Source organism: Janthinobacterium sp. FT14W (assembly GCF_009208755.1).
GTDB classification, from domain to species: Bacteria; Pseudomonadota; Gammaproteobacteria; order Burkholderiales; family Burkholderiaceae_D; genus Janthinobacterium; species Janthinobacterium violaceinigrum.
The window spans coordinates 54,842-74,343 of record NZ_WFLL01000024.1 but is presented as its reverse complement, the minus strand read 5'-3'; the positions used below and the strand labels follow the sequence as shown (position 1 = coordinate 74,343).

The following is a 19,502-nucleotide window of genomic DNA, read 5'->3' as shown; positions in this document are numbered from 1 at the left end:
CGCCCCATGCATGTGTTTGACAAACCGATCGTCATGATCGACTTCGAGACGACCGGTTTATCTCCCGACATGGGCGACCGCATCACGGAAGTGGCGGCGCTGCGCATCGAAGGGGGGCAGGTCACGGACCGTTATGTGACCCTGATCAACTGCAATGCGCGCATCCCCTCGTTCATCACGGGCTTGACGGGCATCACGCAGGCCATGGTGGACCAGGCGCCGCCCGTGGCCGAGGTGGTGCCGCAGTTGCTGGATTTTATCGGCAGCGATGCCTTGTCGGCGCACAATGCCAGTTTCGACGAGAAATTCCTGCGCGCGGAAAGTGCCAGGCTGAACCTGACGCCCGCGCACCAGTCGCTCGTGTGCTCCTTGAAACTGTCGCGCCGCGTGTTTCCCGGCATGGCCAGCTACAAGCTGGGCTTGCTGTCCAGCCAGCTGGGCATCGCCTTCAAGAGTGCAGCCCACAGGGCCGAGTCCGATGCGGAAGTGGCGGCGCAAGTGCTGATCCATATCGGCCGCCACCTGCGCAGCAGCTATGGCATCGCCGATGTCGACGCGGACCTGCTCGTGTCGCTGAACAAGCTGGCCGCCGCCAAGGTGCCGCAATTCCTGCAAAAACATCCGGCGCGCCGCTAGGCGCCCGCCATTTCTTGCCGCGCGCCCATGCCGGCGCGCCATGCTCCCCGCGCATGGAAGCGGGCTCATCAAAACGATATAATTTTGTTATTTCATTTGAGCCCGCTCAAGTCCTTCCCCCGCATCGAATTTAAAATTTAAGCAACACACGATTTCGCCGCCCTGGGCCGCCGTTTTGCGCGTGCTGCCGGCAAGCGCAATGTGGATGGGGGCGCACATGGACAAGCACCATACTGCCAGAGATAGCCACCAGGCGTATATCTGGTTCCGCACGGCTGCCGAGCAGGGCAATGCCTATGCCCAGTTCAATCTGGGATTGATGTACAAGAAGGGCGAAGGCGTGGCGCAGGACGATGCGCGCGCCTTTGTCTGGCTGCGCCTGGCTGCGCTGCAAGGGCTGGCGTTCGCGCAGAACCACCTGGGCGCGCTGTATTACCACGGCCGGGGCGTGGCGCAGAGCGACGAGGATGCCGTGCTGTGGTTCCGCCGCGCCGCCGCGCAGGGCGATGCCTCGGCCCAGCAGAACCTGGGACAGATGTACCGCAAGGGGCGGGGCGTGCTGCAGAGCGACGAGCTGGCCCTGGCGTGGTTTTACCGCGCTTCCGAGCAGGGCGTGGCCAGCGCGCAATCCCTGCTGGGCGAAGCGTATGCCCAGGGGCTGGGCGCGAAAAAGAACGATGCGCTGGCCCTGGCCTGGTTCCGCAAGGCAGCCCTGCAGGGCGATGCGCAGGCACAGCTGAACCTGGGACTCGTCTACAAGCGGGGCCAGGGCGTGGTGCAGAGCGATGCGCAGGCGCTGGCCTGGTTCCGCCAGGCTGCGGCCCAGGGCCTGGCCGTGGCGCAGCGGCAGCTGGGCGTGGCCTATGCGGAAGGCCTGGGCGTGGCACCCGACCAGCTGCGCGCCTACGCCTGGCTGCAGCGGGCGGCCGAGCAGGACGACGCCGACGCCCAGTTCAACCTGGGGCTGATGCTGGCGCGGGGCCAGGGCGTGGACAAGGACGAGGCGCGCGCCGTCAGCTGGTACCGGCGGGCCGCCCTGCAAGGCCATTGCATGGCGCAATACAACCTGGGCGGCATGTTTGCGGGCGGGCGCGGCATCGCCCGCGACTTGCGCCAGGCGCTGGACTGGTATGCCAGGGCGGCCGTCCAGGGGGCGTCGAATGCGCAGTTCAACCTGGGCGTGATGTATGCGAATGGCCATGGCGTGGAGCGCGACGAAGTGTGCGCCGTGCGCTGGTACCGCACGGCCGCTGAGCAGGGCGATGCCAGCGCGCAGAACAACCTGGGCGTCATGTATGCGAACGGCCATGGCGTGCCGCAGGACGACGGCCTGGCCGTGCAATGGTATGCGCGCGCGGCCGGCCAGGGCCATGCGCTGGCGCAGTACAACCTGGGCGGCATGTACAACAGCGGGCGCGGCGTGGAAAAGGACCTCGTCTGCGGCTATATGTGGCTGGCGCTGGCGGCCGAGGGCGGCGATAGCGGGGCGGCCAAGGCCAGGGAAGCGGCGGGCGCCAGGCTGGAGCCGGCACAGCTGGAGGAGGCGCAGCAGCGCATGCGGCAATGGCACCAGGTGCGTTCCCCGCCGCCGCGCGACTGAAACGGTGGCCCCGTGCACGCATGGGCGGGCGCCGCATGCGATAATTGCCAACAGGCATGTCGCGCCGCAACGAGGCCATGCGTGCACAACGCGTGCGCAACGCGTGTACGAGGCCTGCATGCGGCAGGGGTTATTGGCACAGTGAAAGGTGGAACATGGTAAGGCAGGCAGGTGAGGATGCATCCGAGCAAAAAGTTATCGACGACATCGCCACGCATGGCTGGCATGGCGTCCATATCAGCGCCGATGAAGAAGGTCCCGGTTATGCGTTCACGATAGGCGCTTGCCACAGTTTCGGCCAGCCTGAATTCCTCATCATGGGCTTGCCGCGCGCCATGGCCCACCAGATACTCGACGTGGCGCTCGATGCCGCGCGCAGCGGCGCCATCACGGATTTCACGGCCACCACGGACGTCTTGCTGGAAGGCCATCAATGCGCCTTCGTGCGCGTGCCCGTCGAGCAATACCGCAACTATGTCGGCTATGCGCGCTGGTATTACCAGGGCGATGATTTTACCGTGTACCAGATCGTCTGGCCGTCGCGCGATGGCCACTTCCCGTGGCAGGCGCAAGCCAGTGCGCAGTATGTGAATAGCCAGCCTCTGCTGGGACCGGCGCCGCTGGCGGCATGATGACGGGCATGTCCGTCGGCATGGTTGGCGGCATGGCAATCCTGTCTGTGCCCGGCCCGGCGCGATTGCATTACTGCCGGCATTGCCGCTTGCGTCAATGCCGGCGCCACGGCTTGCGCTCCGCCCCGTAGTGACCGCCTGAGCTAGGCATCCATGCGCGCCATGCCCGTGCCTTGGCGCCGGTCCAGGAACAGGCTGTTGCCGTGGATTTTCTTGGCCTGCTTCTTCGCTTCCGCCGCCTGCGTGGCAATCTGGTGGTGCGTGTAGTACTGGTGGGCTTCCACCTTGATCACGCCCAAAGATAGGCTGATCAATGAATAGAATACTTTCTTGCCCTGCCGGTCTTCGCTGATGTAGCCGCCCCGTTCGCAGTCGCCCGTGCTGTAGTAGGCGAGGATGGCGGCCGCAAAGTCGTCCAGCATCGCCTGGCAGCGCGTTTCCCAGTCTTCGCTCTGGAACAGGATCATGAAATCGTCGCCGCCGATGTGGCCGATGAAGTCGCGGTTCGGGTCGCAATGGCCGCTGAGGATTTCTCCCGTCAGCTGGATCACGTCGTCGCCCTTGCGGTAGCCGTACACGTCGTTGAAGGGCTTGAAGTGGTCGAGGTCGCAATAGCAGACCCAGAAGCGGGCAGCGCTGTGCAGCAGGCGGTCGATATGCTCGTTGATGGGCACGTTGCCGGGCAGCTGCGTGAGCGGGTTGGCGTAGCGGGCTGCATTGATCTGCATCTGCGTGATTTCGCGCATCAGGTCGTGTCCCGTGCCCATGCCCAGGTAGCGGCCGTGTTCGGTAATGATGAAACCGTTGAACAGGTGGTGGGCGCTGGACTGCACCATGGTGTAGCTGAGTTCCTGCAAGCTCGTCTCGTGGTCGGCGATCAGGGGCGTGGCATCCATGAACAGGCTGCACGATTTCTTGCCATACAGTTCGCGCTGATACGGGCGGGCGAAGTGGTCGATCATCTCGAAGCGGCTGATCAGGCCCAGCGGCACGCCGTCGTCGACGACGGGGATGATCATCAGCTTCGGTTCCTTCAGGAAAATATCGTACACCTCGTTATTGTTGAGCTGCGGCGAAACGGCGGCCACGCGGTGCAGCAGTTTGCGGATACTGGCGCCGTTCTTTTCCAGGCTGCTGCGCTGCGGATACACGGCCACGCCGTTGCGCCCCAGCGCCTGCACCACTTCGGCCGGCAAGGCGCGCGCCGGTACGGCGTTGGGGCGGCCCAGGTGGTAGCCCTGGCCGAACGCCACGCCCAGGTCGCGCAAGACCAGCAATTCCGTCTGCGCCTCGATGCCTTCGGCGATCACCAGGGTGCCCGACTTTTCCGCGATTTCCTGGATCGAGCGCACGAATTGCAGTTTCACGGGGTCATTATTGATGCCCTGGATGAAATGCATGTCGATTTTCACGTACTCGGGCCGCAGTTCCGACCACAGGCGCAGGCTGGAAAAGCCTTCGCCCAGGTCGTCGATGGCGATCTGGAAGCCCATATTGCGGTAATGCAGCACTGCTTCGCGCATCAGCTCGTAGTCATACGTGGGCTGGTTTTCCGTCAGCTCGATGATGACCCGGTCCGGATTGATGCCGATGTGTTCGATGTATTCCAGTGTCTCGCCATGGCGGGCATTGCGCAGTAATAAACATTCCGGGCTGACATTGAGGAACAGCTTGCCCGGCAGCTGCAGTTCGGCAAAGCGTTCGAGCACAACTTGCCGGCACAGGTGTTCCACTTCCAGGGTCAGGTCGTGCGCGCGCGCCACCTTGAACAGGTTCATCGGCGCATGCAGGGGGCTGTCGGACGGGCCCCGTATCAAGCCTTCGTAGCCGATGATGTCGCCGCTGTGCATGTGGATGATGGGCTGGAACAGCGCGTTGAGCTTGCGGCCCGCCAGGATCTCGTGCAAGGCATCCGTCCCTTCGATGGTCATGGTGTGCGATGGCGGCTTCAGGTAAGCCACATTCGATGGCGGCGCGCCGGGCGGCACGGCAGTGGCGGAAGGGAGGGCGAGAGTGTGCATAGGCGGATGTGGCGGCACGGCCTCTGGACGGGCCATGAACATGTTGCCCATGGTAAGGAAGAATTATGACGGCTTGATGAAACGTATTTGATTTTGACAATGTTTCTTGCCTGTCTGCCAGTTTGCCGATTCTTGCCAAAAACGCGATTTATCACGGCGATTCCTGCAAATTGCCCAAACAAAAGACGGCAAATCCATCAGATAACTGTGCTTTAAAAGTGCCAATCCGCGCTATGATTTCTCTTGGCGAAAGTCAATATGGGCAGCCGCGGCATGTGTGCGCGGCCTGCTTTCCTCGACATCCAACAATGAGACAAACAACCCATGCAATTACGTAGTGCAACCCTCATATTCAGTTTGCTGGCCGCTTTCGGTGGCAATGCCATGGCACAATCCTGCCCGGCCGGCGATGGCGCCTCCGTGACGTATCCGGTCAGCAAAAAAGTCGACCAGCAAGACAGCTATTTCGGCACCACCATCGCCGACCCGTACCGCTGGCTGGAAGACGCCAACAGCGCCGAGACAGGCGAGTGGGTGGCGGCGCAAAACAAGCTGACGCAGTCGTACCTGGGCACCATCCCCGAGCGCGCCGCGATCAAGCAGCGCCTGACCAAGCTGTGGAACTATGAGCGTTTCACTACGCCAACGAAGCAGGGCGGCCGCTACTTCTACAGCCGCAATGACGGCTTGCAGAACCAGGCCGTGCTGTACACGGTGAAAAAACTGACGGACGAGCCGCGCCTGCTGCTGGACCCGAATACCCTGTCCACGGACGGCACGGTGGCGCTGGCCGGCACCTCGATCAGCCCGAACGGCAAGTACCTGGCGTATGCCACGTCCGCTTCCGGTTCCGACTGGAACGAATGGAAAGTGCGCGACATCGAGTCGGGCAAGGACTTGACGGACCACATCAAGTGGGCCAAGTTCTCGGGCGCCTCGTGGACCAAGGACAACACCGGTTTCTTCTACAGCCGCTATGACGCGCCGAACGAAGCAACCAAGCTGGCCGATATCAATTACTTCCAGAAATTGTACTTCCACAAGATCGGCACGCCGCAAAGCGACGACGTGCTCGTCTTCGACCGTCCCGATCAGAAGGAATGGGCGTTTGGCGGCAGCATCGTCAGCGACGACGGCAATTATCTGATCATCACGGCCACGCAAGGCACGGAACGCAAGAACCGCGTCTTCTACAAGGACTTGCGCCAGAAGAATGCCAAGGTCGTGGGCTTGCTGGAAGCGTTCGATGCGTCGTACTCGTTCATCGACAATGACGGCCCCGTCTTCTTCTTCAAGACGGATAACCAGGCGCCGAAATCGCGCGTGATCGCCATCGACACGCGCAAGCCGCTGCCCTCCGATTGGAAGGAAATCGTGCCGCAGGCGGCGGAAACCCTCGTTGCCGTCAACCTGATCAACAACCAGCTGGTGCTCGACTACCTGAAAGATGCGCAGACGCAAATCAAGATCGTCGGCCTGAACGGCAAGCTGGTGCGTGAAGTGGCCTTGCCGGGCATCGGTTCGGCAGGCGGCTTTGCGGGCAAGCGCGGCGACACGGAAACGTTCTATTCGTTCACCAGCTTTACGACGCCAGCGACCATCTACCGTTACGACATGAAGTCGGGCAAGAGCAGCGTGTACCGCCAGCCGAAGGTCGATTTCGACCCGAACGCCTTTGAAACGCGCCAGCAATTCTTCACCAGCCGCGACGGCACCAAGGTGCCGATGTTCATCGTCTCGAAAAAAGGCATGAAGCTGGACGGCACGAATCCGACCTATCTGTACGGCTATGGCGGCTTCAATATTTCGCTGACTCCAAGCTTCTCCGTGGCGAATCTTGCCTGGGTGGAAATGGGCGGCGTCTACGTGATGGCCAACCTGCGCGGCGGCGGAGAATACGGCGAAGCCTGGCACCAGGCTGGTACCAAGCTGAACAAGCAAAACGTGTTCGACGACTTTATCGGCGCGGCGCAATGGCTGGTGGACAACAAGGTCACCTCGCCATCGAAGCTGGCGATCGGCGGCGGCAGCAATGGCGGCCTGCTGGTGGGCGCGGCCATGACGCAGCGTCCCGACCTGTTCGCCGCGGCCATCCCGCAGGTGGGCGTGCTTGACATGTTGCGCTTCCACAAGTTCACCGTGGGCTGGGGCTGGGTGCCTGACTACGGCTCGTCGGACGATGCCGAACAGTTCAAGGCGCTGGTGAAATACTCGCCGCTGCACAACCTGAAGGCGGGCGGCTGCTATCCGGCCACCATGATCACGACGGCCGACCACGACGACCGCGTCGTGCCTGCCCACAGCTTCAAGTTCGCCGCCGCCGCCCAGGCAGCGCAAGGCGGTGCCGCACCCGTGCTGATCCGCATCGACAGCAAGGCGGGCCATGGCGCCGGCAAGCCGACGACCAAGCAGATTGAAGAAGTGGCAGACCGCTGGGGCTTCCTCAGCCGGTCGCTGAAGATGGCGCCAGCGGTGCCTGCGGAAGCGGCCAAGGTGGCGGCGCAGTAAGCCGTATTACCCCCCCCAGGCAAAGACTGGGGTCGGACCCTGAGGGTCCGACCCCGGCCCTTGCATCTGGGGCTATTCTCGCCAGCACACCCTCCCCAAACACCGTCTGGAACGGCAAATCCTTGCGCTGCGCATAGCCGATATAGCAATCGCACTTGAAGCGGGGGCAGGACTTTTCCTGCAGCATGTCCGCCAGCTCATCCACATACAGATTCCCCAGCCGCTCGGGTACGAAATGGCAGCGCGCCAGTTCGCCGTCGCCATCGACGGACAGCGATGCCTCGCCCGCCAGGCACGGTTTTCCGCGCGAGGGCGACGGGCGGCGGTTCTGCGCGAACCACGGGTCGACGGCGTCGAGCCAGGCCAGGTCTTCCGCCGTGTAGTAGCCGGGTCCGCGCCGGTCGTAGGCGTTCAGCCACAGGTAGACGTGCGCGGGCAGGGCCGCGCGCAGGGCGCGGATGGCGCCCAGGTGTTCGTTCATCGCCACGACGCCCACGGAATAGCGCACGCCCATGGCGTCCAGGCGCGCGCAGCGTTCGACAAAGCGGGCCAGTGTCGTCTGGTCAGGATGGTAGGTGCACCACAGGCCGATCTTTTGCCGGCTGGTGCCGTCCAACTCTTCCAGCCAGGCCAAAGGACCAGCCAGATTGGTCTGCAGCGCCACTTGGCGCACGTGCGGCAGTGCGGCCAGCGCCTGCATGGCCGCGCGGTAGTGGCGCCGCACCAGTGCTTCGCCCCAGGGCGTGAAGAGCACGCCGATGTGCCGCTCCTGCGCCGCCACCCAGCCGGTAAAACGCGCCACTTCGCGCGCGTCGCGGGCCAGCGCGGCGCGGCTGTCGCGCTTCTTGGCAAACGGGCAGTAGCCGCAGGCGTAGTTGCAGCTCGATAGCGTGCCCCGGTACAGCAGGGACAAGGTGCCCGGCTGCGTGGTCAGCACGCCTGGCCCGCTTGCGCCATCAGCGCGCGCACCGTCTCGGAGGCCAGCCAGGGGCCGATGGTGTCGGCATAGCTGTAGCCCCGGTCGTTAAGGCGCAGCAGCGGACCATCCTGTTCCACCAGTTCCAGCGCGTGCAGCTCGGCCAGCTGCGGCAGGTCTGCTTCGCAATGCGTGCCGAAACGGGCCGCGTAGGCGTCGCGGTCCAGGCCCGGTTTCGTCAGCAGCGACTGGATCACGTAGCGGCGGCGCTGTTCCACTTCGTCGAGCACATAGCCATGTTCGGCCTGGGCGAAGCGTTCTTCGTCCAGCGCCAGGTAGTTGTCGATGATGCCGATGGTCTCTGCCCGCGCCACCGCGTACTCGCTGGAATAATGGAGAGTGGCCGTGTAGGAGCGGGCGCCCGCGCCCAGGCCCACCATGCCGTCGTTCTGGCAGCAGTACGACGGTCCGTTCTGTTCCGGCGCGTGCGGTGCGCGGAACATGCGCATCGACACCTGTTCATAGCCTTGCGCGCGCAAATGGTCGCGCGCGGCCGCGTACAGGGCCAGCCGGCTGTCGCCGTCCTGCGCCAGCATGATGGGGTTCAGCGTATCGGCGCCCTGGCGGCGCGCGATCTTGCCGAGACCCGTCTGCTCGCGCACGTACAGCGGGTACAGATAGATTTCCTCGGGGCGGAAGGCCAGCGCGCTGTCGATGGAGGCCAGCAGGCTGGCCACCGTCTGGCCCGCGATGCCATAGATCAGGTCCAGGTTCAAGGTGGGAAAGCCGGCCGCGCGTATCAGGCCGATGGCGTGATGGACGGTGGCGTTTTGCTGGGGGCGGGCCAGCGCGCGCATCTCGCCGGCGGCAAAGCTCTGGATGCCCAGGCTGACGCGGTCGATGCCATGCGCGCGGCAGACGGCCAGGCGCTCGGGCGTGATGGTTTCGGGCGACGCCTCGATGCCGGCCGGCGTGGTTTGCAGGTCGATGCCGAGGATGTCGCGCGCGCCGCACAGCAGGGTGTCGAGCTGCGCGGGCGACAGGTAGGTGGGCGTGCCGCCGCCGAGCGCGAAGCGGGCAAAGCGCCGTTCGCCCAGGGCGCCGGCCAGGGCGCGCATCTGCACCAGCACTTGCCGCACATAGCGCTCGACCATGTCGGCACCGGGGCGCGCCATGGCGAACAGGTTGCAAAAGCCGCAGCGCATCTCGCAGAACGGGATGTGGATGTACGCGAACAGGGCGGAGCGGTCCTGCTGCGCCCACAGGGGTGCCAGCGGCGTGGCCTGCTCCAGCGTACGGTAGGCGGCCTTGTGCGGATACGAGTAGGAATACGCCTGGTAAGGCGTGTGGCACATGCGCTGCGCCAGGGTGCCCGGCTGTTCGGATGGATTCACGGTGCGGCTCCCTTGGAATGCTGGTGTGAAGAATCAATGAAAAAATGCGCGTAGGGCACGTTCCACACGCTGTCGTGCGCCACGCGGTGGCCCCGGTAGCCGTCCTCGCCATACGCGCTGCCGTGGTCCGAGCAGACGATGGCAAACGTGGGCGCGCGCGCGGCGCAGGCGGCAAACAGGGGCGCCAGCGCCCCGTCGACATAGCGCAGGGCCGCCGCATGGCTGTCCGGATTGTCGGCGCGGCAGCCGGGCAGGTAGGCGCGGTTCGGCGTGTGCAGGGCGGCCACGTTGATGAACAAAAAAGTGCGTTGTTCGCCGTCCGCCAGGCGGGCGATGGCCAGCGCCACCTGCTTCTGCGTCGAGTGGCGGCTGGCCACGCCCATGCCCGCGCTCCAGTGGCTTTCCTGGAACAGCGACGGCAGCACGCAGCCCAGCGCGGTCTGCTTGTTAAAAAAGCCCACGCCGCCGATGCAGATGGTGCGGTAGCCGCGCGCGGCCAATGCGGCGGGAAGGTCCGCTTCCTCGAACGCGAACGTGCTTGGCGACGTCGTTTCGCTGCCCGCGAAGGCGGAAGCGAAGAGGCGCGGATGGCGGCCCGGCGCGGCCGGCGTGGGCAAAAATCCCGCAAAGAAGGCCTGGTGCGCCGCGTAGGTAAAGGTGGCGGGCGAATGGCGCCGTTCCCAGCCGCCCGGTGGTAAAAAACGCCCCAGCACGGGCAGTTCGCCCGCGGCGTACAGCGCCTGCGCCACGTCGTAGCGCAGGGTGTCGAGCGTGATGAAGACGATGTCGTGGCTGCCCACGACGGCGTGCATATTGGGGATTTTGGGGATTTCGTCAGGCATGTCGGGTGAAATGGGCCAGTTGCGCCGTATAGGTGTCGTTGCCTTGCCAGAGCAGGCCGGGCAGCAGGTCGCCGAAGGCGTTCGCTTCCAGCACGCGGGCCTGGCCGTGGCGCACCACCAGGTCGTAGCCCGTCACGTGGCTGGCGGGGAAGGCGCGCGCGGCCAGGGCGCTGGCCGTTTCCAGTGCCGCCAGGTCGGCTTCGTTCAAGAGGCCGGCCGCGTCGCCGCGCCGGTTGTCGAGGTGCAGATTGGTCATCATGCGGTCGCCGATGCGCGCCACCCGGTGCGCGGGCTGGCCCGCCACGGTGATGACGCGCAGGTCGTAGTGGCTGTCGCCGCAGCGCGGCTTGTTCAGCCACGCTTCCGCGTACAGCTGTTGCGCGGCCAGCGCGTCGACGAGGGCCGCGATGTCGGCCGCTGCTTCGTAGCGCGCCATGCGCTTGACGTTGAACAACCGCGTCTGGCCGTCCGTCCGCAACATGGTGGCCGAGGTGGTGGCTTGCTGCCGCCCGGCCTTGTTCCTGCGGTAGGCGACGACGCCGGACGCGGACGAGCCATAGCGCGGTTTCAGATACACGCGCTCGAGATCATGCGCATGCAGCAGCGACTGCAGGTGCTCGTGGCTCTCGACTGGCCCCAGCAGCGCGGGGATGGGCACGCCGTGCGCGGCCAGGTGGCGCTGGCATGCCAGCTTGTCCGTCATGAGGCTGATTTCGGCCGGCGCATTGACGACGCGCGCCTGCGGCAGTTCGGCCAGTTGCGCCGCCAGGGAGGCCATGGCGGCGGCAAAACCGGCAAACCACGCATCCATGGCCAGCAGTTCGCCGTGTTCGGGCGCACGCACGGGGGCGCGGCCCTGCAGGCGGCAGCCCGCATCCAGCAACAGCAGGTGGGCGGCGCGATCGTCGCCCGGTGGTTCGATCTTCAACAGGCCGGGCTGGCGCAATGCATCGTCCAGCAGCGCCGGCTGCGCCAGCCAGTCGCGCCATTCCAGCACCTGCGCGGGCGGCAGGCGCAGGTGCGCGCGCGCCGCCTGCATCAGGCGCACGCGCTTGCTGCCGGCGGTGGCCAGCAGGGTGAGAGGTGTAGCCAAGGGAGCGACTCCGCTTATTCGCCCACGGCCACGTAGCGGTAGCTTTCGCCGTCGTCTTCGTCCGCTTCCTGCGGGTCGTCCAGCACCACCTCGAAAGGCAGCGCCTTCAGTTTCGCCTGGTTTTCCTCGGAAATGTAGTGGTGCGACAGGTCCAGGCGCTTCAGATTGCCCAGCTGCGTGTGATGGAGCACGGCCACGGCGCCCAGGTCGCCGATGGTGCCCAGCGACAGGTCCAGCGTGTCGAGCTGCGCCACCAGCGGCTCTTCCGCCAGCCACACGGCCAGGTCGTCGGCGATTTCCGCATCGCGCAAGCCCAGGTAGCGCAGGGTCGGCACGGTCAGCTGCGCCAGCACCTTGCGGTACAGGTCCACGTCGCCGGAAAAGCCATAGTCGTCCGTGCCCAGCCACAGTTCCAGGTGTTCCAGCTGCGGCATGCTCGATTGCGCCAGCGCCTCGGCGATCTTTTGATCGAGGCCGCCCGCTTCGATGGTGAAGCGGCGCAGGTGCTGGTGCGCGAACGGCTCGATGACGAGCTCATTGCCGCCGCGGATGCGCAATTCCTCCAGCAGCGGGAAGGCGTCCAGCAGGGGCTTGTAGCTGCCTTGCACAATCCAGGAGATTTCGCATTCCTCGTACGTCATGTCGCCGATGAACAGGGCGCGCAAGTTGGGCAGTTCGGCGGCATGGGCGATCAGCGCGGCCATCACTTCGTCGGCGCCCGATTCATACGGGTCGCCCCACATGCCGATGATCAGCGCGGACAGCGCGTTCTTGTCGGCCTTGCCGAGGAAGCTGGCGATCAGTTCGTCCATCTTGCGCGCGTCGTCATACTCGAGCGACAGGCGGTAGACGATGTCGGGTGACGCGTCGAACGGCAGGTCCGGGTCGTACTCGACGACCTTTTTATTGTGGAAGGTGGTGGTGCTGTCGGAAATGGTCATCGCGTGGGCTCCGTTAGAAAACAGTTGGGGCCTGGATGCCGCGCAGGGGCGTAGCAAGGATGGGGCGAGCCGGGATGTGCTGCGGCGCTCTGCAAAGACATCCAGGCCTGGAAATCTTGTCTATTGCGAAATCTTAGCATGGGCAAAAGGACTTATTGCGCACGGCTGCGCGACAACGGGGCGGTTCGAATGTCTTGCAAACAACAATGTTGTCAAATAAGTTTACATTTTTAATATTTAATTATATCGTGCATTTTTCTTGGAGGGAATAATGAAAATAATCCGAAGAATCACGCTGCCCTTGTTTTTCAGTTGCATCAGTACGCTGGCGTTGGCGCAGGGGGCGCCGGCATCGCGGCCCCAGTTTTCCGTCACGGTGTTCGAGAATGCATCGCTGGCCAACCTGAGCGTGGGCAGTATCAGCGCCATGGGGCAGATTTACGGCGTGGGCCGGCTCGACGGCGTCGACATGGTGTATGCCACGGCGGGCAATCAATTGACGGTGGCGCCCAAGGCCGGGGTGAGCAACATGGTGTTTGCCAGCAATGCGGCCGGGGATAGCCTCGTGCGTTCTGCCGGCAGCAATGGCAACGCACTGGTGCACATCCTGTCCGGCGGCGTGGCGACCTCGCTCAATATCGCCGGGCAAACGACATGGTCCGGGAGCATGAATGCTGCAGGGCAAGTTGCCTTCAATGCCGGCTTCGGCAGCTATGCCACTTTCGACTACACGACGAAAGCCTATCTGTACGACCCGCAATTCGGTATCCGGGCCCTGGGCACCTTGGGCGGCAAGGATAGCTGGGTCACGGGCATCAACGATGCTGGCGTCGTCGTCGGCGGCTCCACCATGGCGCCGACCCCGGGCGGTTCGCAAGGCTTCATGTACAAGGATGGCGTGATGACCGACGTGACGGGGTGGGGCGGCTACCAGAGCACGATTTCGGGCATCAACAATGCGGGCCAGATGGTCGGCAATGTCACCCCCGACTGGAACCAGGACCGGACGCGCGGTTTCCTCAAGACGGGCGAGCGGACGGAATTCCTGAAATCGATATCGGAGCCGGTCGGCGTGGACGGCCAGGGGCAGGTGCTGAGCGCGAGTGGCATGTTCTACAGCAACGGGGTTTTCTACCGCCTGGAAAGCCTGGTGCCGGGCGAGACCGGCTGGAGCTATGTTGCCGCCGGCGGCATCAATGAAGCGGGACAGATTTCCGCGCGCCGCTGCAAATCGTTCCTGTGCGAGATCGTCCGGCTCGATCCGCTCAGCCCCGTGCCCGAACCGCAAACCTATGCCATGCTGCCGGGAGGCATGGCCCTGCTGGGTTTTGCCCGTTTGCGCCGGCGCCCGCGCCACGGCTGATGTTGCCGATGGGGGGGCGGCGCGCTAGCGGTGGATCACCACCAGCAGCGCCTTGCCCTCCGTCTTGCCCAGATTGCGTATCGTGTGCGGCAAGTCGGCCGGATAGCGCGCCGTGCCGCCATTCTTGACCTTTTTCCTTGCCGCGCCCACTTCCAGCTCCAGGTTGCCGTGGATCACCGTCAGATGCTCGGTGGTGCCCGGATCGTGCGGCTGCGACGCCAGTTCGCCGCCCGGCGCCAGGGTCACTTCATACCATTCGTATTTTCCCGCCAGTTCCATCGGCCCCAGGATGCGCAGCACGTAGCCCGCGTGGTCGCCGGGCAGGGTGGGGGTTTCGTGGGCGTCCGTGACGCGGATGGTTTCCACGGCTTTTTCCGCGCTGGACAGCAATTCGCCGATCTGCACGCCCAGGGCGTTGGCCAGGCGCCACGTGATGGCGATGGTGGGATTGGCTTTTTCGCGCTCGATCTGCGACAGCATGGACTTCGAGACGCCCGCGATGCGCGACAAATCCTCGAGTGTCAGGCCGCGCGCCAGGCGCAGCCGTTGCAGGGTGGCACCTACTTCAGGGGGAGAATTGGTCGAAACGCTGGTTTTCATCGGCAGGTGGCTTGCAAAGTTCAATAGGCTTGGGTAATATCCACTATATTGAATTTCAGTTCGAAATAGTGGATTTTGAGGAGAAACACGGAAACGTGTAGACTTCAAACAGCGCTTCACGGTACAGCATTGTGCGCGCACCGGTCAAGCGGCGGCTTTCCCCTATGGCGGCTGAGACCACACGGACACCACACGCATACATCAGGGACACAGGGAATATCATGAGCGAGCAAGCGAAGAACACCTTTTTCAGCGGTCTGCAACAGAATCTGGATCAACTGCGCGAGCAGGGCTTGTACAAGCCCGAGCGCGTGATCGCCTCGCGCCAGGGCGCCGAAGTGGTGTGCGACGATGGCCGTACCCTGATCAATATGTGTGCGAACAACTACCTGGGCCTGTCCGGCGACCTGCAGACGCAGGAAGCGTCCATTGCCGCCACGCAAAAATACGGCTACGGCCTGTCGTCCGTGCGCTTCATCTGCGGCACGCAAACCGTGCATAAAGAACTGGAACAGGCCATTTCCAGCTTCCTGGGCACGGAAGACACGATCCTGTACGCGGCCGCATTCGACGCCAACGGCGGCGTGTTCGAGCCCCTGTTCGATGAAAACGACGCCATCATCTCCGACGCGCTGAACCACGCTTCCATCATCGACGGCATCCGTCTGTGCAAGGCTGGCCGCTACCGCTACGCGCACAACGACATGGCCGACCTGGAAGTGCAGCTGCAGGCGGCCGTCGCCGCCGGCAAGCGCCATAAAGTCATCGTCACGGACGGCGTGTTCTCGATGGACGGCACGATTGCGCAACTGGACAAGATCTGCAACCTGGCCGACAAGTACGGCGCGCTGGTGATGATCGACGAATGCCACGCGTCCGGCTTCATGGGCGCGACGGGCCGCGGCACGCACGAACACCACAATGTCATGGGCCGCATCGACATCATCACGGGCACCCTGGGCAAGGCCCTGGGCGGCGCCATGGGCGGCTTTACCTCGGCGCGCAAGGAAGTCATCGACACGCTGCGCCAGAAATCGCGTCCCTACCTGTTCTCGAACACCCTGGCGCCATCGATTGCCGGCGCTTCGCTGTCGGTACTCGAGCGCCTGGCCAAGTCGACGGAACTGCGCGACCGCCTGCATGACAACACGGCCTTCTTCCGCAGCGAGATCGAGCGCATCGGCTTCACCATCAAGCCGGGCACCCATCCCGTCGTTCCCGTGATGCTGTTCGACGCTCCCGTGGCGCAGAAATTCGCCGCCCGCCTGTATGAACTGGGCGTGCTGGTGACGGGTTTCTTCTACCCGGTCGTGCCGATGGGCCAGGCCCGTGTGCGCGTGCAGCTGTCGGCCGCGCATACCCGCGAACAGCTGGTCAAGGTGCTGGCCGCCTTCGAGCAGGCTGGCAAGGAACTCGGCTTGCTGACCACCACGACCACCACTAATTAACAAGAAATCAGGATACGAAGATGGAACGCATTTTAGTCATAGGCGCAAACGGCCAAATCGGTAGTGAGTTGGTGGGCGCGCTGGCGCAGCAGCACGGCGCGGACAACGTCATCGCCAGCGACATCGGCACGAATAATCTGTACCAGGCCAAGCGCTACGCGCAATTGAACGTGCTGGACAAGGACGGCCTGGCGAAGATCATCGCCGACGAAGGCATTACCCAGGTGTACCAGCTGGCGGCCATGCTGTCGGCCACGGGCGAAGCGGCGCCACTGAAGGCGTGGAGCCTGAACATGGATGGCTTGCTCAATATCCTGGAGCTGGCGCGCGAGCGGGGCGAGGCGGGTAAACCATTGCGCATCTTCTGGCCATCGTCGATTGCCGCCTTCGGTCCGAACACGCCGCAAGTCAATACGCCGCAGATGACGGTGATGGACCCGACGTCGATGTACGGCATCAGCAAGCTGGCTGGCGAGCGCCTGTGCGAGTACTACTTCAACAAGTATGGCGTGGACGTGCGCAGCATCCGCTACCCGGGCATCATCAGCTACAAATCGCCTCCGGGCGGCGGCACCACCGACTACGCCATCGCCATCTTCCATGCGGCCTTGCGCGGCGAGCGCTACGACTGCTTCCTCGATGCGAACACCACCTTGCCGATGATTTACATGCCCGACGCCATCCGCGCCACCATCGAACTGATGGACGCGCCGGCGGCATCGATCAAGATCCGTTCGTCCTACAACGTGGCCGGCGTGTCGTTCAACCCGGAGCAGCTGGCCAAGGCCATCGTGCACATGGTGCCGGACTTCAAGATCAGCTACAAGCCGGACAGCCGCCAGGCCATCGCCGACAGCTGGCCGCAAAGCCTGGACGACAGCAAGGCCAGCGCCGACTGGGGCTGGAAGGCGCAGATCGGCGTCGAGCAGATGGTCACGGACATGCTGGCCAACGTCGATGCGGGGCAGGCGGCCAAGGCGGCCTGAGTCCGGCAAAATCGCACGCCTGGCAAAACCGTAGCGAGCGGATGGGAGTTGTGGCAGAGAAGCGCAGCTGTGCGGATGCACAGTGAGCATCGCAGGCCGCAAGTCGCGACGCGCAGTAGGTTTGCCAGGCGTTCTAAAACAGCACCACTATAAAAAAGAGACATTCTATGGATATGAGCGTATTTGACCTGTTCAAGATCGGCATCGGGCCGTCGAGTTCCCACACGGTGGGGCCGATGGTGGCGGCGCGGCGTTTTCTGGTCGAATACGGTCCCCTGGACCAGGTGGTGGGCGTCGAGGCGGCCCTGTACGGCTCGCTGGCGCTGACGGGCGTGGGCCATGCCACGGACAAGGCCGTCATTCTGGGCTTGATGGGCGAAACGCCGCAGCACGTGGCGCCCGATGCCGTCGACGGCAAGCTGGCCGCCATCGAGGCGGCCGGTGAAATCGCGCTGCTGGGCACGCATGTGGTGCCGTTCACGGCGGCCACGGGCCTGGTCTGGCACAAGAGCGAATCCTTGCCCGAACATCCGAACGGCATGCGCTTTACGCTGAAACTGGCGGACGGCAGCCGCATCGACAAGGTGTATTACTCGATCGGCGGCGGCTTTATCCGCGAAGCGGGCGAGGCCCAGGCCGAGGCGGCCGTGGAACCGGCGGCTGCCGCGCGCGTCGTCTTCCCCTTCGATACGATGGAGCAGCTGCTGGCGCATGGCGTGGAAAGCGGCTTGTCGATCCCGGAAATGCTGCGCGCGAACGAATGCGTCAAGCGCAGCGACGCGGAACTCAATGAAGGCCTGGACCGCATCTGGCACGTCATGCGCGACTGCATCGCGCACGGCCTGGAAACGACGGGCAACCTGCCGGGCGGCTTGAACGTGAAGCGCCGCGCCGCCAAATTGTGGCGTCTGGCGCAGGAGGCCAAGGCCTCCGACAACCGCGCCAACGACCTGCCGCACGACGCCGTGCACCTGGTCAGCCTGTACGCGATGGCCGTCAACGAGGAAAACGCGGCCGGCGGGCGCGTGGTGACGGCGCCGACCAACGGCGCTGCCGGCATCATCCCGGCCGTGCTGCGCTACTACGCGCAGGATTGCCGCCCCAGCGACCCCGTGGGCGGCGTGCGCCGCTTCATGCTGACGGCGGCGGCCATCGGCATGCTGTGCAAGCGCAATGCCTCGATCTCGGGCGCGGAAGTGGGTTGCCAGGGCGAAGTGGGCGTGGCCTGCGCCATGGCGGCGGCCGGCCTGGTGGCGGCCCTGGGCGGCACCAACGAACAGATCGAAAACGCGGCCGAAATCGGCATCGAGCACCACCTGGGCATGACGTGCGACCCCATCGGCGGCCTGGTGCAGATTCCCTGCATCGAGCGCAATGGCATGGGCGCCGTGAAAGCCATTACGGCCGCCTCGCTGGCGTTGAAGGGCGACGGCACCCACTTCGTCAGCCTCGACGAAGTCATCGAAACCATGCGCCAGACGGGCGCGGACATGCAGGACAAGTACAAGGAAACGTCCTTGGGCGGCCTGGCCGTGCACGTGATTACCGTCAACCACGCCGCTTGCTGAGCATCAGCCAAATACCCCAACGGCAAGGACCGGAGTCGGACCCTCGGGGTCCGACCCCGGAGTTTGTCCTTGGGTTGGTCTTCACTCCTCCTCGAACAGCTGCTCCAGCCTTCTCGAATAGTTATTCAGGAAATCGCGCGTCACGGCGTAGTGTTCCGTGTCTTCATACGCCACTTCGTGGATGCCGCCGCCCGTGAAACTGAGGATTTTCGCGTTCGGGTAGGCCAGCAGGATGGGCGAGTGGGTGGCGATGATCAGCTGCGAGTCGTCCTGCACCAGCTGGTGGATCACCGATAGCGCGGCCATCTGGCGGCTGGGCGACAGGGCCGCCTCGGGCTCGTCCAGCAGATACAGTCCCTTGCCCCGCAGCTTGTTGATCAGGGTCGCCATGAACGCCTCGCCGTGCGATTGCGCGTGCAGCGACTTGCCGCCGTAGCTGCCCAGGTATTCGGGCATGTCGTCCATGTAGGTGGCGACGTTGAAAAAGCTCTCCGCGCGCAGGAAATAGCTGTCGTCCGGTTTCTTGTAGCTCTTGCTCAGACGCAAGTGCGCGTGCAAGCCCGATTCCTCGTCCGATGGCAGGGCGATGCGCACGTTGCGCGTGCCGCCATCCTTGCCGAAGCCCAGCGCCACGGCCAGCGCTTCGAGCATGGTCGACTTGCCGCTGCCGTTCTCGCCCACGAAAAACGTCACGTCGCGGTGGAAGTCGATGTGCACGAAGTCGCGGATGGCAGGGATGGTGAACGGATAGTGGCCCAGGTCGACGACGGCGTCCGGGCGCAGCGCGGCGCTTTGCAGGTACGGTTTTTTACTGATCGGCATGGCCGCTTCTCGACTCCATGTTTCGCTACTCCAGTGATGGCCCCGTCGGGGCGACAGGGGCAGTGTGGCGCAAATCGGCGGCGCGCGCCAGCGTGCACGCCAGCCATGGCCACATGGCTTGATCTCAATGTA

16 protein-coding genes are annotated in these 19,502 nt (G+C 64.2%); 8 read left to right on the top strand and 8 right to left on the bottom strand.

Translation table 11 applies throughout. The annotated features are described in order from the left end of the window. Window positions 1-6: 6 nt before the first annotated feature. The 3 genes from GCN74_RS16980 (at window position 7) to GCN74_RS16970 (ending at window position 2,868) form a co-directional block, all read left to right on the top strand. On the top strand, window positions 7-636 hold the full coding sequence (locus GCN74_RS16980; protein WP_193317128.1) for a PolC-type DNA polymerase III: 630 nt from the start codon (window positions 7-9) through the stop codon (window positions 634-636). A gap of 217 nt (window positions 637-853) precedes the next feature. Beyond that, window positions 854-2,236 carry a tetratricopeptide repeat protein gene (locus GCN74_RS16975; RefSeq protein ID WP_152257766.1) on the top strand — a complete coding sequence of 461 codons (1,383 nt, stop codon included), beginning with the start codon at window positions 854-856 and terminating at the stop codon, window positions 2,234-2,236. A 155-nt stretch (window positions 2,237-2,391) separates the two neighbouring features. Beyond that, window positions 2,392-2,868, top strand: a complete 477-nt coding sequence (locus tag GCN74_RS16970; protein WP_152257765.1) for a DUF4262 domain-containing protein — start codon at window positions 2,392-2,394, stop codon at window positions 2,866-2,868. A 143-nt stretch (window positions 2,869-3,011) separates the two neighbouring features. On the opposite strand, the gene GCN74_RS16965 is transcribed toward GCN74_RS16970, so the two are convergent. Then, entirely contained in the window at window positions 3,012-4,799 is a 1,788-nt protein-coding gene (locus tag GCN74_RS16965; RefSeq protein WP_152257791.1) for a GGDEF domain-containing protein, read from the bottom strand. Between the two features lie 414 nt (window positions 4,800-5,213). On the opposite strand from GCN74_RS16965, the gene GCN74_RS16960 reads away from it, so the two are divergent. Continuing rightward, window positions 5,214-7,397: a prolyl oligopeptidase family serine peptidase gene (locus GCN74_RS16960; protein ID WP_193317127.1), complete on the top strand. Its 2,184-nt coding sequence runs from the start codon at window positions 5,214-5,216 to the stop codon at window positions 7,395-7,397. Here the strand turns inward: GCN74_RS16960 and GCN74_RS16955 are convergent. The 5 genes from GCN74_RS16955 to GCN74_RS16935 are packed head-to-tail and all read right to left on the bottom strand — an operon-like array spanning window position 7,333 to window position 12,583. Then, a complete protein-coding gene (locus tag GCN74_RS16955; protein WP_193317126.1) occupies window positions 7,333-8,334 on the bottom strand; it encodes an STM4011 family radical SAM protein in 1,002 nt (333 codons plus the stop codon). The genes GCN74_RS16960 and GCN74_RS16955 overlap by 65 nt on opposite strands. Continuing rightward, window positions 8,328-9,707: an STM4012 family radical SAM protein gene (locus tag GCN74_RS16950; protein WP_226939086.1), complete on the bottom strand. Its 1,380-nt coding sequence runs from the start codon at window positions 9,705-9,707 to the stop codon at window positions 8,328-8,330. The genes GCN74_RS16955 and GCN74_RS16950 overlap by 7 nt, the downstream gene beginning before the upstream one ends. Beyond that, window positions 9,704-10,549: an STM4013/SEN3800 family hydrolase gene (locus GCN74_RS16945; protein ID WP_152257763.1), complete on the bottom strand. Its 846-nt coding sequence runs from the start codon at window positions 10,547-10,549 to the stop codon at window positions 9,704-9,706. Before GCN74_RS16945 ends, GCN74_RS16950 begins: the two co-directional genes overlap by 4 nt. After that, complete coding sequence (locus GCN74_RS16940; RefSeq protein WP_152257762.1) at window positions 10,542-11,642, bottom strand: STM4014 family protein; 1,101 nt, start codon at window positions 11,640-11,642, stop codon at window positions 10,542-10,544. Before GCN74_RS16940 ends, GCN74_RS16945 begins: the two co-directional genes overlap by 8 nt. A gap of 14 nt (window positions 11,643-11,656) precedes the next feature. After that, entirely contained in the window at window positions 11,657-12,583 is a 927-nt protein-coding gene (locus GCN74_RS16935) for an STM4015 family protein (RefSeq protein ID WP_152257761.1), read from the bottom strand. A 271-nt stretch (window positions 12,584-12,854) separates the two neighbouring features. Here GCN74_RS16935 and GCN74_RS16930 point away from each other — a divergent pair, with 271 nt between their 5' ends. Next, a complete protein-coding gene (locus tag GCN74_RS16930) occupies window positions 12,855-13,946 on the top strand; it encodes a PEP-CTERM sorting domain-containing protein (protein ID WP_152257789.1) in 1,092 nt (363 codons plus the stop codon). 24 nt (window positions 13,947-13,970) lie between these two features. On the opposite strand, the gene GCN74_RS16925 is transcribed toward GCN74_RS16930, so the two are convergent. Beyond that, window positions 13,971-14,546 (bottom strand): helix-turn-helix domain-containing protein, encoded by a 576-nt coding sequence (locus tag GCN74_RS16925; protein ID WP_152257760.1) that lies wholly within the window; start codon window positions 14,544-14,546, stop codon window positions 13,971-13,973. A gap of 221 nt (window positions 14,547-14,767) precedes the next feature. Between GCN74_RS16925 and kbl the strand changes: the two genes are divergently transcribed. From kbl to GCN74_RS16910, 3 genes are all read left to right on the top strand, one after another. Continuing rightward, complete coding sequence (kbl, locus tag GCN74_RS16920; RefSeq protein ID WP_152257759.1) at window positions 14,768-15,994, top strand: glycine C-acetyltransferase; 1,227 nt, start codon at window positions 14,768-14,770, stop codon at window positions 15,992-15,994. Window positions 15,995-16,014: 20 nt separating this feature from the next. Further along, window positions 16,015-16,980, top strand: a complete 966-nt coding sequence (locus GCN74_RS16915; protein ID WP_152257758.1) for an NAD-dependent epimerase/dehydratase family protein — start codon at window positions 16,015-16,017, stop codon at window positions 16,978-16,980. Between the two features lie 167 nt (window positions 16,981-17,147). Next, on the top strand, window positions 17,148-18,548 hold the full coding sequence (locus GCN74_RS16910; RefSeq protein WP_152257757.1) for an L-serine ammonia-lyase: 1,401 nt from the start codon (window positions 17,148-17,150) through the stop codon (window positions 18,546-18,548). An 81-nt stretch (window positions 18,549-18,629) separates the two neighbouring features. On the opposite strand, the gene GCN74_RS16905 is transcribed toward GCN74_RS16910, so the two are convergent. Beyond that, window positions 18,630-19,370, bottom strand: a complete 741-nt coding sequence (locus tag GCN74_RS16905) for an AAA family ATPase (protein WP_152257756.1) — start codon at window positions 19,368-19,370, stop codon at window positions 18,630-18,632. Between the last annotated feature and the right edge of the window lie 132 nt (window positions 19,371-19,502).